This is a genomic window from Bifidobacterium stellenboschense (assembly GCF_000741785.1).
Classification (GTDB): domain Bacteria; phylum Actinomycetota; class Actinomycetes; order Actinomycetales; family Bifidobacteriaceae; genus Bifidobacterium; species Bifidobacterium stellenboschense.
In genome coordinates this window covers 24,093-38,164 of record NZ_JGZP01000019.1, presented here as the reverse complement: position 1 = coordinate 38,164, position 14,072 = coordinate 24,093, and the positions used below count along the sequence as shown (strand labels likewise).

14 protein-coding genes and 1 pseudogene are annotated in these 14,072 nt (G+C 67.8%); 6 read left to right on the top strand and 9 right to left on the bottom strand.

Annotation, left to right across the window (positions count from 1 at the left end; translation table 11 throughout):
- From BSTEL_RS09310 to BSTEL_RS09280, 8 genes and pseudogenes are all read right to left on the bottom strand, one after another.
- Complete coding sequence (locus BSTEL_RS09310) at positions 1–339, bottom strand: hypothetical protein (RefSeq protein WP_034529911.1); 339 nt, start codon at positions 337–339, stop codon at positions 1–3.
- 160 nt (positions 340–499) lie between these two features.
- Entirely contained in the window at positions 500–1,084 is a 585-nt protein-coding gene (locus tag BSTEL_RS09305) for a DUF6466 family protein (protein ID WP_034529909.1), read from the bottom strand.
- A complete protein-coding gene (locus tag BSTEL_RS09300; protein WP_420796410.1) occupies positions 1,081–2,124 on the bottom strand; it encodes a VWA domain-containing protein in 1,044 nt (347 codons plus the stop codon). The genes BSTEL_RS09305 and BSTEL_RS09300 overlap by 4 nt, the downstream gene beginning before the upstream one ends.
- A complete protein-coding gene (locus BSTEL_RS09295; protein WP_034529939.1) occupies positions 2,106–3,170 on the bottom strand; it encodes a vWA domain-containing protein in 1,065 nt (354 codons plus the stop codon). The genes BSTEL_RS09300 and BSTEL_RS09295 overlap by 19 nt, the downstream gene beginning before the upstream one ends.
- Positions 3,170–3,713 (bottom strand): annotated as a pseudogene (locus tag BSTEL_RS13070) (hypothetical protein). Before BSTEL_RS13070 ends, BSTEL_RS09295 begins: the two are co-directional and overlap by 1 nt.
- Entirely contained in the window at positions 3,710–4,663 is a 954-nt protein-coding gene (locus BSTEL_RS09290) for a DUF58 domain-containing protein (protein WP_034529906.1), read from the bottom strand. The pseudogene BSTEL_RS13070 and the gene BSTEL_RS09290 overlap by 4 nt, the downstream one beginning before the upstream one ends.
- Positions 4,660–5,724, bottom strand: coding sequence for an AAA family ATPase (locus tag BSTEL_RS09285; RefSeq protein WP_034529905.1), 1,065 nt, complete (start codon positions 5,722–5,724; stop codon positions 4,660–4,662). The genes BSTEL_RS09290 and BSTEL_RS09285 overlap by 4 nt, the downstream gene beginning before the upstream one ends.
- 108 nt (positions 5,725–5,832) lie before the next feature.
- Entirely contained in the window at positions 5,833–6,534 is a 702-nt protein-coding gene (locus BSTEL_RS09280) for a uracil-DNA glycosylase (protein ID WP_034529903.1), read from the bottom strand.
- Between the two features lie 156 nt (positions 6,535–6,690).
- Here BSTEL_RS09280 and BSTEL_RS09275 point away from each other — a divergent pair, with 156 nt between their 5' ends.
- The 3 genes from BSTEL_RS09275 to groL all read left to right on the top strand — a co-directional run bounded on the left by BSTEL_RS09275 (position 6,691) and on the right by groL (position 9,736).
- On the top strand, positions 6,691–7,371 hold the full coding sequence (locus tag BSTEL_RS09275) for a LytR C-terminal domain-containing protein (RefSeq protein WP_034529902.1): 681 nt from the start codon (positions 6,691–6,693) through the stop codon (positions 7,369–7,371).
- A gap of 191 nt (positions 7,372–7,562) precedes the next feature.
- Positions 7,563–7,766 (top strand): cold-shock protein, encoded by a 204-nt coding sequence (locus BSTEL_RS09270; RefSeq protein WP_034529900.1) that lies wholly within the window; start codon positions 7,563–7,565, stop codon positions 7,764–7,766.
- A 344-nt stretch (positions 7,767–8,110) separates the two neighbouring features.
- Positions 8,111–9,736, top strand: a complete 1,626-nt coding sequence (groL, locus tag BSTEL_RS09265) for a chaperonin GroEL (RefSeq protein WP_034529898.1) — start codon at positions 8,111–8,113, stop codon at positions 9,734–9,736.
- Between the two features lie 120 nt (positions 9,737–9,856).
- Here groL and BSTEL_RS09260 read toward each other — a convergent pair whose 3' ends face one another.
- Positions 9,857–10,147 (bottom strand): WXG100 family type VII secretion target, encoded by a 291-nt coding sequence (locus BSTEL_RS09260; RefSeq protein WP_034529895.1) that lies wholly within the window; start codon positions 10,145–10,147, stop codon positions 9,857–9,859.
- 183 nt (positions 10,148–10,330) lie between these two features.
- Here BSTEL_RS09260 and BSTEL_RS09255 point away from each other — a divergent pair, with 183 nt between their 5' ends.
- The 3 genes from BSTEL_RS09255 to BSTEL_RS09245 all read left to right on the top strand — a co-directional run bounded on the left by BSTEL_RS09255 (position 10,331) and on the right by BSTEL_RS09245 (position 13,983).
- A complete protein-coding gene (locus tag BSTEL_RS09255) occupies positions 10,331–11,110 on the top strand; it encodes a TPM domain-containing protein (RefSeq protein WP_162178996.1) in 780 nt (259 codons plus the stop codon).
- A 69-nt stretch (positions 11,111–11,179) separates the two neighbouring features.
- Positions 11,180–11,911: a response regulator transcription factor gene (locus BSTEL_RS09250; protein WP_034529893.1), complete on the top strand. Its 732-nt coding sequence runs from the start codon at positions 11,180–11,182 to the stop codon at positions 11,909–11,911.
- Entirely contained in the window at positions 11,908–13,983 is a 2,076-nt protein-coding gene (locus tag BSTEL_RS09245; RefSeq protein ID WP_084686240.1) for a sensor histidine kinase, read from the top strand. Before BSTEL_RS09250 ends, BSTEL_RS09245 begins: the two co-directional genes overlap by 4 nt.
- The last annotated feature ends 89 nt before the right edge of the window (positions 13,984–14,072 follow it).

The following is a 14,072-nucleotide window of genomic DNA, read 5'->3' as shown; positions in this document are numbered from 1 at the left end:
TCACATCGCCTTCGCCATACGTGCCGTGGCGGCGGCATCGTCGTCATGCACGTCGAGCGGCGCGCGCAACGATTGGATGCGGTCGCGGAACAGGGAGGCGGCGTTGCCCTCCCAGTCGAGGCCGGTGCAGGAGGCGAGCGCCGTGCGCGCCCGTTCGGTCACGCGCGGCGTGTCGGCCGCCACGGCGATGACGCGGTCGCGGCTGGTGCGCGTCGCCTCGTGGCATCGGCAGGAGTCGTCGAACATGGTCTTCGGCTGGAGGCCGAATGAGGAGGAGCCGGCTGCGAACGGTGCGAACAGGCGCATCGTGCCCGGGAGCGTGGTGGTCAGCGTGTTCATGCCACCATTGAACGGGAATGGGCGGGGCGGCGTCCAGCCGGAACGGGGGCTGTGGTCGGAGCCCCCGTTGTCCACCGTTTGTTAAGGGCGTTGGCGGAGGACTACCCCTCGGTCGGCTTCGCCGACAGCTCCCCTGGCAAGGGGAGCCGGAGAACCGGAGTTACCAGGGTTTGGTGGCCTGGGTCTTGGTGGTGTCCTTCTTGGTCTCGTTGTTCTGCTTCGAGGCGGAATCCGAGGGCGTGGACTGCTGGTTCGCCTTGAGCAGCTCCTCGACCTGCTGCTTCTGCTTGGCGGTGAGCCCGCCGCCCTTCTTCGCGTTCTTCGACGCGCCGGTGCCCGAACCCGTGCCGTCGCCCGTCCGGCCGTCCGCGTCGGAATCGCCCTTCTGCTTGGCGACCTCCTTCGTGGTGCGGGTCGTGAGCTTCTTCGAGACCTGCTGGTTCTGGCGGATCGACTGCTTCACCGAAGGAACCAGCAGGAACGACAGGGCGCCGGCGTCCTGGAACTGGGCGTCGGTCTGCTGCTGGCCCGCGCTCAGCGCGTCGAGGTCCGCGTCGGATTTGCCGGCGGTCTTCAGGTTCTCGTTGAGGGCGGCGGTCGCCTGGTTGTAGCGCATGACCGCCACGAGGTTCACGCCGGCCACGCCGGCCACGCACAGGGCGAGCACGGCCAGCACGGCGAGCAGCACGCGCACGCCCATCGGCGCGCGCGCCGCCGGCTTGGAATCATCGTTCCGTGCGCTCATATCAGCCTCCTTGACAGTGCGAACTGCGCGCCCGCCTCCCAGGCGAGCAGCAGCGCCGCGGCGATGGCGATCGGCCAGACGACCGGCGTCACCCTCGTGCGCTCCTTGCGCGTGTCCGTCATCTTCCACTTGTCGCTCGTCTTCGCGGACAGTCCGGCGGTCATCGTGTCCGAGGCGTCCACCTTGAGATAGGTGCCGCCCATCTCATCGGCGATGTCCTTGAGATTGCCCTCGTCCATCTTCGACACGCCCGGCTGGCCGGTGTCCGGGTCGGTGACCCACTCCTGCGATTCCGCGTTTCCCGAGGAGACGCCGTCCGCGATCTTCGGGATGTTGCCGCCCTCGGTGGAGCCGACGCCCACGGTGAACGCGTCGTCGAGGTAGCCGCGCAGCGACGAGAACGTGCGCCGCGCCTTCGCCGAGGTCTGTTCGCCGTCGGTGATCACGTACAGCACGATCGCGTCGTCCGCATGCTGTTCGCGGATCTGCTTCAACGTGGTGACGAGCTGGTCGAGCGGCGCGTCGAGCGACGAGCCGGCGGACACGCTCGTCGCCTCCGGCACCAGCGTGTTCGCCCAGCTGCGGATCGCCGGCGCGTCGGGCGTCAACGGCACGTCGAGCGTGCCGGACGCGCCGAAGCGCAATGCGGCGAAACTCGAATCCGCGTACATCGTCGTCAGATCGTCGACGGCCTTGCGCGCCGCCTCCAGCCGCGTGATCGCCGTGTCCGAGCCGTAATGCGCGTCCGTGACGGCCATCGAGCCGGTCACGTCGACCGCGACCACCACGTCCGTCGCGTTCACGGCACGCGACGTGGTCGACGCGACCATGGACGGCGTCAACACGGCGAGCGCGACGAGCAGACAGACGAGCGTGCGGCGCACGCACGAGGCGACCGTCTCGTCGCCGGCCGCATGCCGGGCATGGCGGACGACGCCGACGACGGCGAGCGCGAGCATCGCCGCGGCGATCGCGCCGCCCACCGGCCATCCGAACGCGGGGGAGAGCGTCCAAACCGAATTCATCGCTTCAACCTCCATACCACGAGCAGCCACAGGGCGACCAGAACGGCCAGCGCGACCGTGAACCATGCGGGATCGTCCACCATGGCGGCCTGATGCGCGCTGCGGTTCTCCGCGGAACGCCGTTCGTCGATGTCGCGCACCAGCTCGTCGACGCTGCCGCCGTTCGACTGCGTGAGGAACACGCCGCCGTGCGATTCGATCTGATCCTTCATCTGCGTGGTCGTCTCGTCGCCTTCGCTCTGCGTGGGGCCCGAGAACAGACCGTCCACGGTGATCTTCGCGCTTGTCGTCAGATTCAGCGCCTGTTCGAGCGTGTACGTCGGCGTGCCGGACACCACGTTGTCGGTGGCGAGCACGATCGACGCGGCGCGCGTGCGCGTGGCGTCCGATCCGTCGGATGACGAGCCGTAGGCGAAGCCGGGCAGCATCGCCGCGCAGGAGACCACGCCGTCGCCGATCAGCGACGTCGTGTCCTTGCGGTTCTGCGTGCCTTCAAGCCAGTCGGCGATCCGCTGGTAGTCGGCGTCGCTCATCTTGTCGATGTCGTCCTGCGATTCGACGCCCTTCAACGCCTTCGACGCGGCATCCAGCTGCCTGGTGACCAGATCGTAGTCGTCGGTCAGCGGGAACACGGTGCGCGACGTCGAGTTGAAGATGCTCATGCCGATGCGTTCGCCCTGGAAGTGTCCGATCAGATCGCGGTACGTGTCGATCACCTGCCGGTCGTAGGGCAGCGTCGAACCGGACACGTCGAGACACAGCACGATGTCGCGGCTCGACGAGCGCTCCTCGCTCACGTCGACCGTCGCCGGACGCGCGACCATCGCGACCGCGACGGCGAGCGCGACGACGACGAGCACGGCGGCGCACCGGTTCAGCCACCGCCATTGGCGGAACAGCTTCGAGGCGCGTTCCGTGTTGAGGTCGTCGTCCAGCGTGAACACGCGCACCGTGTCGATGCGGTGCCGGCGCGACGAGAGCGCGACGACCAGGAGGATGATCGCGGCCGCGGCGAGCGCGCCGCCGAGCGCGGCCCACGGCCATTGCCATGACAACTGCATCAGCGTCCCCACCTTTCCACGAGATTCGACACCCATCCGGCCGCCTCCTCGACGCTCGCCTCTCGCGCGTGCGCGTTCACGGCGGCGTCGGCGAACTCGGGCGGGTAGAGCGCGGCGATCGTCATGCGCAGCAGGTCCAATCCGCCGCGCGCCGACGCCTCGCGCGGCTCGTTGCGGATGTCCGTGAGCGTGTGCGCGTTGAGGTCGCGGCCGGTCGACGCGGAGGCGAACTCGCGGGGCGATCGCCGCGAGTTCGGTGAACGCGCGCTCGCGGTCCAGCTCGCCGGCGTCGTGACGGGCGACCACGTCGTCGATGCGCGCGCGCCACGCCGCCTTGTCGCCGGTGCCGCTGTGCGCGCCGTGCGGACGCGCCTTGGCGCGGGGCCGGCGCGGTCGGGACAGCAGCACGACGACCACGACGAGCACGGCGGCGAGCAGCAGGAACGCGACGAGCATCGCGACGAACGGCCCGGTCATGTCGATCTGGCCGGCGGGCGTCAGATCGTCGGATTTCAACGCCAAAGTCAGGCCGATCGCGGTCATGCGGCGCCTCCCATCACGTCGAGGTCGGCCGGCGCGCGCAGCTGGTTCGCCGTGTTGCCGGCCAGGGAGCGTGCGACGAGACGCACGAACGCGTCGAACATCGCCTCGCTGGACGCGGCGTGGATCATATGCCCGCCGGCGCGGTCGAGCTCGCGTTCCAGCGCGGCGGCCATGTAGGCGCGATGCGTGTCCACTTCGGCCGCGGCGTGCGCGTCCGCGAGGAACGCGGGCAGACGCCGCGAGCCCATGCCGTCGAGCACGCCGACCTTGCGGGCGGCGACGAACGGGTTCACGGTCGCCACGTCGATGACCACGACCGAATGCGTGCGCGCCACCAGACGCAGCGTCTTCAACTGGTCGTCGCCCAACGCGTGCTCGTCGGTGGCGAGCACGATCAGCGCGTGACGGTCCTTGATGCGCCGCGCGTAGGCGAGCAGGGCGTCGATGTTGCGCGGCTGGTCCCAGTCGCGGTCCAACGCCTCGTCGAGCGTGCGCTCGAACTGGGCGAACCCGCCGTTGAACGGCAGACGCGTGATGTTCGCCGCGTCGGAGAGCACGAGCGACAGGTCGTCGGAGCGGCGCAGCGACAGGGCGGCGAACATGCGCAGCGCGTTCGCCGCGACCTCGAAGGCGCGTTCGCCCGACTCGCAGGCGCCCGTCATCTCACGGCCCACGTCGAGCATCATCCACACGCGCGACGTGACCTGCCGTTCGCGGCGCACCACCATCGGACGGCCCTGACGCGCGCTCGTCTTCCATTCGATCAGACGCGCCTCGTCGCCCGGCTCGTAGGCGCGCACGTCCATCAGCTCGTCCGATCCGCCCGGACGCCGCGACGCATGCTCGCCCTCGATCACGCCCAGCGCCTTGCGGACGGTGGGCAGGCTCAGCTGCGTGCCCAACGCCTCGATCCTGGCCCTGATCGGATCGTCGGTTCGCGTGTCGATCATGGAACGGGGACCGTCCTGACGATGCGGTCGACGACCTGGTCGGCGGTCACGCCGTCCGCCAGCGCCTCGAACGTGAGCACGATGCGGTGGCGCATCACCTCGTGCACCACCGACTTCACATCCTCCGGGACCACATAGTCGCGGCCCTTGAGCAGCGCGTTCGCCTGGCCGATGCGCGTCAGCGCGATCGAGGCGCGCGGCGAGGCGCCCAGGCGCACCAGCGAGGCCAGCCCCTGGATCGGATGCGTGCCCGCGCCGCGCGACGTGGCCGCCAGATCGACCGCATAGCGCATGATCGCGTCGGACACGTGCACGCGCTTGGCCGCCGCGCGCAGGAACTCCACGTCGCGGATCGACACCTGGTCGGCCGGCAGCTGCGACGGGTCGAACACGTCCGAGCCGCGGCGGGTGAGCAACGCCAGCATGCGGCGCTCCTCATCGGCCGTCGGATAGGTCATCACGGCCTTCATCATGAAACGGTCCATCTGGGCCTCGGGCAGCGCGAACGTGCCCTCCTCCTCGATCGGATTCTGCGTGGCGATCACCATGAACGGCTTCGGCAGGGCGATGCGCTCGCCGCCGATCGTCGTCGCGCCCTCGGCCATCGCCTCGAGCATCGCCGACTGGGTCTTCGCATTCGAACGGTTGATCTCGTCGAGCAGCACGAAGTTCGCGTGGATCGGGCCGATCTGCGTGGTGAACTTCTGCGAGGCGAAGTCGAACACCTGCGTGCCCACCAGATCGGAGGGCATGAGGTCCGGCGTGCACTGCACGCGCTTGAACGTGCCCGACACGGAGGTGGCGAGCGTCTGCGCGGCCGTCGTCTTGGCCAGGCCCGGCACCGATTCGATGAGGATGTGGCCGCCCGCCACGAGGGTGAGGATCAGGGATTCACGAAGATGATCCTGCCCGACGAGCGTCTGGGCGAAGCGCGCGCGGATGCGGTCGGCCAACGCCGCGGCCCGCTTCACGTCGTCCGCGGCGATCGCGCTCGCCGCCACGGGGACCCGCATGCCGGCGGGCTGAGGGGGCATCTGAGGATTCGGAGGGAAAATTGCCATGCGTTCCACTCTAACCGCGTGCGATGACCGCGGTTCCTGACAGCGGACTGGAAAGGCTGCGGGCGGGGGAGCGGGATGCGGCCCGCGTCCGGCCCCGCCCGGCCTCCGTCACGGCAGACGCCAGTCGACCGGTTCGGCGCCCATCGCCTCCAGCGCCTCGTTGGCGCGGGAGAACGGCTTCGAGCCGAAGAAGCCGCGCGAGGCGGACAGCGGTGAGGGATGCGGCGACTTGATGACGGCCGCGTTGCCGAGCAGCGGTTCGAGCGTCTGCGCGTTGCGCCCCCACAGGATCGCGACCAGCGGGCGCGGCCGGCCGGTCGCGGGGTCGACGCGGGCGTCCAGCGCGCGGATGGCGGCCTCGGTGACCTCCTCCCATCCCTTGCCCTGATGCGAGTTCGGCCTGCCTACGCCGACCGTCAGGCACCTGTTGAGCAGCAGCACGCCGCGTTCCGTCCACGGCGTCAGGTCGCCGTTGGACGGCATGGGGACGCCGAGGTCGGCGGTCAGCTCCTTATATATATTGACGAGGCTCTTCGGCAGCGGGCGCACGTCGGGGGCCACGCAGAAGCTCAGGCCCACCGGGTGGCCGGGTGTCGGGTACGGGTCCTGCCCGACGATCAGCACCTTGATCGAGTCGAACGGGATCGTGAACGCCCTCAGGATGTTGTGGGCGGCCGGCAGCCAGTGCCGGCCGGCGCGGTTCTCCTCGCGCAGGAAGTCGCCCATGCGGTGGATCGTCGGCTCGACGTCGGCCAGGGCCGCCGCCCATCCCGGTTCGACGAGTTCGCTCAGCGGTTTGATTTCGCTCATGGCTCCACACTCTACCCCGCATCGGGGGCGCGCGGTTCGCGCGTGATGCGCGTGTGATGTGCGCGTGGTGTGCGCGTGACACGGTGGGATGTTCCGTTCGGGCGGCCGTGCCGTTACACTCGGTGGGTAGTGTGACGAATGGAGGACAGGAACATCATGGCGAAGAACGACAAGGACGAGGTGGATTCCTTCGAGCCGGACGCGTTCGACAATCCGCCGAAGGGGCCGGCAGGCATGCATCGCGGCGCCCGTTCGGCCGCGGCGAGGTTCATGCCGTTCGTCGTGGTCGTGCTGGTCGCGGCGCTGTGCGGCGTCGGCGCGTGGGGCGTGTTCTCGGGCGAGGCCGGCAAGGTGAGGATGCCGTGGTCGCAGTCCTCCTCGACGTCGGCCGCGGCCTCCTCGTCGGACTCGGCGGCGGCGAAGAAGAAGGCCGCGGCGGCCAAGAAGGCGGCCGCCGAGAAGAAGGCTGCCGCCGAGAAGGCCGCGCAGGAGAAGAAGGCGGCCGAGGAGCAGGCCCAGTCCCAGCAGCAGCAGGCCCAGGCCGACCAGCAGGCGCAGCAGGCCGTCCAGCCGGACAAGACCAAGGGCGTGACCGTCATCAACGGCACCGGCATCTCCGGCTACGCCGCCACCAAGCAGAACGTGCTCGCCTCGGCCGGCTACACGAACGTCGCCGCCTCCAACCCGACCGGCAGCCTGCCGTCCGCCACCGTGGTGTGGTACGAGTCCGAGGCGGACAAGGCGACCGCCGACGACGTGGCGTCCACGCTCGGCATCTCGAACGTGCAGCAGGCCAGCGGCCTCGGCGGCGGCATCGTCGTCGTGCTGATGAGCTGACGGCCGGCGGGCCATCGCAACGGGCCGCGTCCATGGTCCGTTCCATTTTCGCGCTCCCCCTGTTGTCGTTGACATGGGTCACGTCTATACTGTCCCTTTAGTCGCGAGGCGGGGGGAGCGCGGTGTTGTAGTTCTTTTATTCCCTCCGCGTCGGGAGAGATTACAGCTCACACAGCTAAGGGAAGTGCAACATGGCGCAAGGAACCGTAAAGTTTTTCAGTAACGGCAAGGGGTACGGCTTCATCACACCGGATGGTGGCGGTGACGACGTCTTCGTCCACTACTCGGTGATTTCCGGCGAGGGCTTCAAGACCCTCGACGAGGGGGACAAGGTCGAATACGAGGCCGAGAAGGGCCCGAAAGGCATGCAGGCCACCAAGGTCACCAAATTGTGAACGTCGATGTGATGTGACTTTCGTGACATCGCCCACCATGAAATCCCTAGGTTCGTGAGGTTGAGGATTCGGACCCCTCAGGTTTGCCCCGGTCGGTATGACGGGGCTTTTTTCATGCCCTGACGCGGGCCGGCGACGCCGCCGGCCGGGGCTCCCGCCGCGCGGGGGCGGTCATGCCCAAAGCGCAATCGCATGGATGGATGTTGGCACTCGACGGGGTGGAGTGCTAATCTCATGGTTAGCACTCGGAGGCCGGGAGTGATAACCGGTGGCTGACGGCCGGTATCGCGCGGGCCTCGCGGGTGGACATCGGTACACCAGCCATTTGGAGGATGAACACAACCATGGCAAAGATCATCGCGTATGACGAGGATGCCCGTCAGGGCATGCTGGAGGGCCTCGACAAGCTCGCCAACACCGTCAAGGTCACGCTGGGCCCGAAGGGCCGCAACGTCGTGCTCGACAAGACCTACGGCGCCCCGACCATCACCAACGACGGCGTCTCCATCGCCAAGGAGATCGACCTCGAGGATCCGTACGAGCGCATCGGCGCCGAGCTGGTCAAGGAAGTCGCCAAGAAGACCGACGACGTCGCGGGCGACGGCACCACCACCGCCACCGTGCTCGCCCAGTCCCTCGTGCATGAGGGCCTGAAGAACGTGGTCGCCGGCTCCAACCCGATCGCGCTGCGCCGCGGCATCGAGAAGGCCGCCGACGCCATCGTCAAGGAGCTCGTCGCCGCCGCCAAGGACGTCGAGACCAAGGACCAGATCGCCGCGACCGCCACCATCTCCGCCGCCGATCCGGAAGTCGGCGAGAAGATCGCCGAGGCCCTGGACAAGGTCGGCCAGGACGGCGTCGTCACCGTCGAGGACAACAACCGCTTCGGCCTGGACCTCGAGTTCACCGAGGGCATGCGCTTCGACAAGGGCTACATCGCCCCGTACTTCGTCACCAACGCCGACGACCAGACCGCCGTGCTCGAGGATCCGTACATCCTGCTGACCTCCGGCAAGGTGTCCAGCCAGCAGGACGTCGTCCACGTGGCCGAGCTGGTCATGAAGACCGGCAAGCCGCTGCTGATCATCGCCGAGGACGTCGACGGCGAGGCGCTGCCGACCCTCATCCTCAACAACATCCGCGGCACCTTCAAGTCCTGCGCCGTCAAGGCCCCGGGCTTCGGCGACCGCCGCAAGGCCATGCTCCAGGACATGGCCATCCTGACCGGCGCCCAGGTCGTCTCCGACGAACTTGGCCTCAAGCTCGACTCCGTCGACGTCTCCGTGCTCGGCCACGCCAAGAAGGTCATCGTCTCCAAGGACGAGACCACCATCGTGCAGGGTGCCGGCTCCAAGGAGGACATCGACGCCCGCGTGGCCCAGATCCGCGCCGAGATCGAGAACACCGACTCCGACTACGACCGCGAGAAGCTGCAGGAGCGTCTCGCCAAGCTGGCCGGCGGCGTCGCCGTCATCAAGGTCGGCGCGGCCACCGAGGTCGAGGCCAAGGAGCGCAAGCACCGCATCGAGGACGCCGTGCGCAACGCGAAGGCCGCCATCGAGGAAGGCCTGCTGCCCGGCGGTGGTGTGGCCCTCGTCCAGGCCGCCAAGAAGGCCGAGTCCGATGAGGCCGTCACCTCGCTGACCGGCGAGGAGGCCACCGGCGCGTCCATCGTGTTCCGCGCCATCGAGGCCCCGATCAAGCAGATCGCTGAGAACGCCGGCGTCTCCGGCGACGTCGTGATCAACAAGGTCCGCTCCCTGCCGGACGGCGAAGGCTTCAACGCCGCCACCGACACTTACGAGGACCTGCTGGCCGCCGGCGTCACCGACCCGGTCAAGGTGACCCGTTCCGCCCTGCAGAACGCCGCCTCCATCGCCGGCCTGTTCCTGACCACCGAGGCCGTCGTCGCCAACAAGCCGGAGCCGAAGCCGGCCGCCCCGGCCGCCGGCGCCGACATGGGCTACTGATCGGAAGGCCGATCGGTTCCATCAGGTGACTGACTGAACGGGGCCGTGCATGTCTTGGGACATGCACGGCCCCGTTCGTCGTATCCGGGCACTGCAATCCGTCGGATCATCGCGCCCGGATCACTGCGCGAAGAGGCGCGTGGCCTGGGATTCCGCGTCCGCGTAGACCGTGGACGCCTGCGTCAGGGCGTTCTGGATCGACTCCAGCGACGTCTCCATCTGCTGTTGCGCGGCGCGCCACTGGGCCGCCACCGCGGTGAACTGCGTGGCCGCCGAACCGCGCCAGGCGTCCTGCAACGCGTTGAGGTTCGCGTACATGCCGGCCACGGCCTGTCTGATCTGACCGACCGAGGCCTGCACCGCGGCGCTCGATGATTGGATCCTTTCCGAATCCACCTGATATTGGGGCATCGTCGTCTCCTTTGTGTCATGGGCTGGTATTGTCTGTTGGTGCAACCGGTCGCTAAGGTGGAGTCTATGATGTCTGCACGAATGAGGAATGGAAAAACGGCCCCTGTGGTCGGAGCCCCCGTCGACGGCGTGTCGCCGATGCGGAAATGGCTTGTCTGCTTGGTTCTTGCGCTGATGTGTGCGATGTGGATAACTCCCGCGGCCCTCGCCGCGGACACGCCCACGACTACCAACGACATCACCGACACGCAGAACCTGCTCGGCAAGAACGAGTCGGCCGTCTCCGATGCGATGAAGCGCACCGAGGAGGAGACCGGCGTGCACGTGCGTCTGCTCTACGTCGACAGCTTCGGCACGAAGGACAAATCCGCGTTCGCCTCATCCGCATTGGAATCCACCGATCCGGAGCCGAACACCGTCCTGCTCGCCGTGGCCTCGGGCGACGGCAGCCTCGTCGTATGCGTCTCCAAGAACTCCGATGAATGGCTCAACAACCAGAAGACCATCGACGCGCTGAGCGAAGCCGCCATGCAGCCGCTCACCAAGCAGGGCGCGCAGGACTGGCCCGGCGCCGCCATGGCCATGATGGACGAGATCAAACAGCAGAAGCAGACCTCCACGAATTCGGGTGTGATGCGGATCGGCGTCATCGTGATGGTCGGCGTGCTCGGCGTGCTCGTCGTCGTCATCATCGTCACCGTCGTCGTGCGCCGTCGCCGCGAGGTCGGCGAGGACGCGGCGCAGGCCGTGGATGCCGACGATCGGGAGCCGTCGCAGGCTGAGGCGTCCGTCATCGGTGCCGCGGCCGGAACGGAGCCCGGGCCCGAGGATCCGACCGTCGTCTCGGACGACACGGTGGCGTCCCCGACCGTCATGGCCCTGGCGGAGGAACCGGAACGGCCGATGACGCGGCGTGAACTGCGCGAGGCGCGCAAGCGCCGTCGCGGGCCGTTCGGCCGCTGACGGCATCGGGGCGACAATGCACAGTCGGCTCTCAGGAAACCCACAGGCAACGAGTCCAAGCTGGGAGCCATGAGCAAGCCCATCGAAGCATCCATCGTCGTCGTCGACGACGAACCGTCCATCCGCGAACTGCTGGTCGCATCCCTTCACTTCGCGGGATTCGAAGTGAACACCGCCGCCTCCGGATCCGAGGCCATCGAAGTCATCGAGAAGGTCGAGCCGGATCTCATCGTGCTCGACGTGATGCTGCCGGACATCGACGGCTTCACCGTCACCCGCCGTATCCGGCAGGAGGGCATCAACGCCCCCGTGCTGTTCCTCACCGCCCGCGATGACACGCAGGACAAGGTGATGGGACTGACCGTCGGCGGCGACGACTACGTCACCAAGCCGTTCAGCCTGGAGGAGGTCGTCGCCCGCATCCGCGCCATCCTGCGCCGCACCCGCGAACAGGTGGACGACGACCCGATCATCCGCGTCGGCGACCTCGAGATCAACGAGGATTCGCATGACGTGACCCGCGCCGGACAGACCGTCGACCTGAGCCCCACCGAATACAAGCTGCTGCGCTACCTCATGGACAACGCCGGACGCGTGCTGTCCAAGGCGCAGATCCTCGACCACGTGTGGCAGTACGACTGGGGCGGCGACGCGGCCATCGTCGAAAGCTACATCTCCTACCTGCGCAAGAAGGTCGACGGCGTCATGGTCGAAGGCGAGGACGGCGAGAAGCACAAGGTCACGCCGCTCATCGAGACCAAGCGCGGCATCGGCTACATGATCCGCGAACCGAAGTCATGATTCCCCAGCCGAACTATCCGCCCAAGAACGGCCACCGAACGGACACGACGCGCGCCATCATCCTCAAGCCGCCGAAGCCGACCGGATGGCGGCGCGTCCCGCGGTTCTTCCTCGACCATATCGACCGCGTCTCGCTGAGCACCAAGCTCGTCGCATGCACGCTCGTGGTGCTCATCGTCGGCACGATCGGCATCTCCGCGTCCATCCGACAGCTCGTCGGCAGCTACCTGCTCGAAAAAACCGATTCGCAGATCACCTCGCAGCGCAACATCGTGCTCACCGGCACGCTGCTACGGGACTCCGACCTGCGCAACAACGGCCTCAACACGTATTTCCTCCAGGTCAGGCCCGTCAAGAACGGCAAGCTCACCGGGCAGGTCGACACGCTGCTCTACCCGGTACTCGACGGCAACGTCGTATCGATTCCCCAACTGCCGTCCAACAGCCAGATCGACGTGGATTCGCTCGGGCAGCCGTTCACCACGAGTGGGGTCTCCACGACGGTGGGGCAGATGGAGGCCGCGGCAGCGAAGAACGGATCGTCGTCCTCGACAGGCGGTTCCGATTCGTCCGATGGTTCCGGCGGTTCCGGCACGGCCGATGGTTCCGGTGGCCCCGACGCGTCCGGTGGCTCCGACGCCGGCGGCGCCGGGCAGGACGGGGCGGGGGATCCGGGAGTCGGACAGCCGGATATTGTCTCATCTCCCAGCCGCAAGACGCTCGACCAGGCGAGCGCGCCATGGCGAGTCGCCGCCTTCCAACGGCAGTCCGCCGACAAGACCGTCACCGCCATCGTGTTCATCGGTCTGTCACTCGCCGACCAGATCGACATCATCGACACGCTGACCAAATACTGCGTGACCGTCGGCATCGCGATCGTGCTGCTCGGCGGCTCCCTGGCCGCGCTCACCATCCAGCGCACGCTCGACCCGCTCAAACGCATCGAGAAGACCGCCGCGAAGATCGCCGCCGGAGACCTCACCCAACGTGTGCCGTGGGCGCCCGAGAATACGGAGATCGGCTCGCTCGCCGTCTCCCTCAACACGATGCTCGCGCGCATCGAGAAAAGCTTCCATGAACAGGAACAGACCACGGCGAAGATGAAACGCTTCGTCTCCGACGCGAGTCATGAGCTCAGAACCCCGCTCGCAGCAATCCACGGCTATGCGGAGCTGTACACGATGCAGCGCGGCATGCCGGGGGCCTTGGAGCGCGCCGACGAGTCGATCGCCCACATCGAGAAGTCCAGCCAGCGCATGACCGTGCTCGTCGAAGATCTGCTCTCGCTCGCACGCCTCGACGAGGGGCGCGGCATCGACATGACGCAGACCGTATCGCTCACCAGCGTGGTCGCCGACGCGCTCGACGACCTGTACGCGCTCGACCCCGAACGCGAGGTGACGCGCGGCACCATCGTCTACAAGCCGGCCGAAGGACTCGACCAGCCGTCGGACATCGCGATTGCGCCGGGCGAGATGACCCCCGTCACACTCACCGGCGATGCCTCCCGTCTTCGCCAGGTGGTGACGAACATCGTCGGCAACATCCACCGCTACACGCCCTCCGACTCGCCCGCCCGCATCGGATTGGGCATCGTACCCGCCTCCATCCGGCCCGACGAGCTCGCCATGCTACCGTCCACCGACGAGTCGATGCGACGATTCCTCGACGCGGTCGAAGTGGGGCATTCGATGCGCACCGGCACCAACTGCGCCGTGCTGCGCTTCGAGGACCACGGCCCCGGCGTGCCGGACGAGTCACGTGACCAGATCTTCGAACGGTTCTACACGGCCGATCCGTCGCGAGCCCGCGAGAAGGGAGGCACCGGACTCGGCCTCGCCATCGCGCAGTCCGTCGTCAAGGCGCATCACGGGCTCATCTGCGCCACACCCACCGACGGCGGCGGGCTCACGTTCACCATCGTGCTGCCGCTCGGTCCGGTCGAACCCGCCGTGGGAAACGACGGCGACGACACGATACGGGTCCGTGCGTCCAAGGCGACGAAGGCCAAGGAGAAGAAGGAGAAGGCCGCGAAGGAGAAGCCGAAGCGTCTGCCTTGGCTCAATCGGTAGGTGCCTGCACGTGAGCTTCCGCCGCACATGCCCCGGCGCTACGCCGAGGGCATGTGGCGGGGGAGTGCGGTAGAATGAATCGGCTTAAC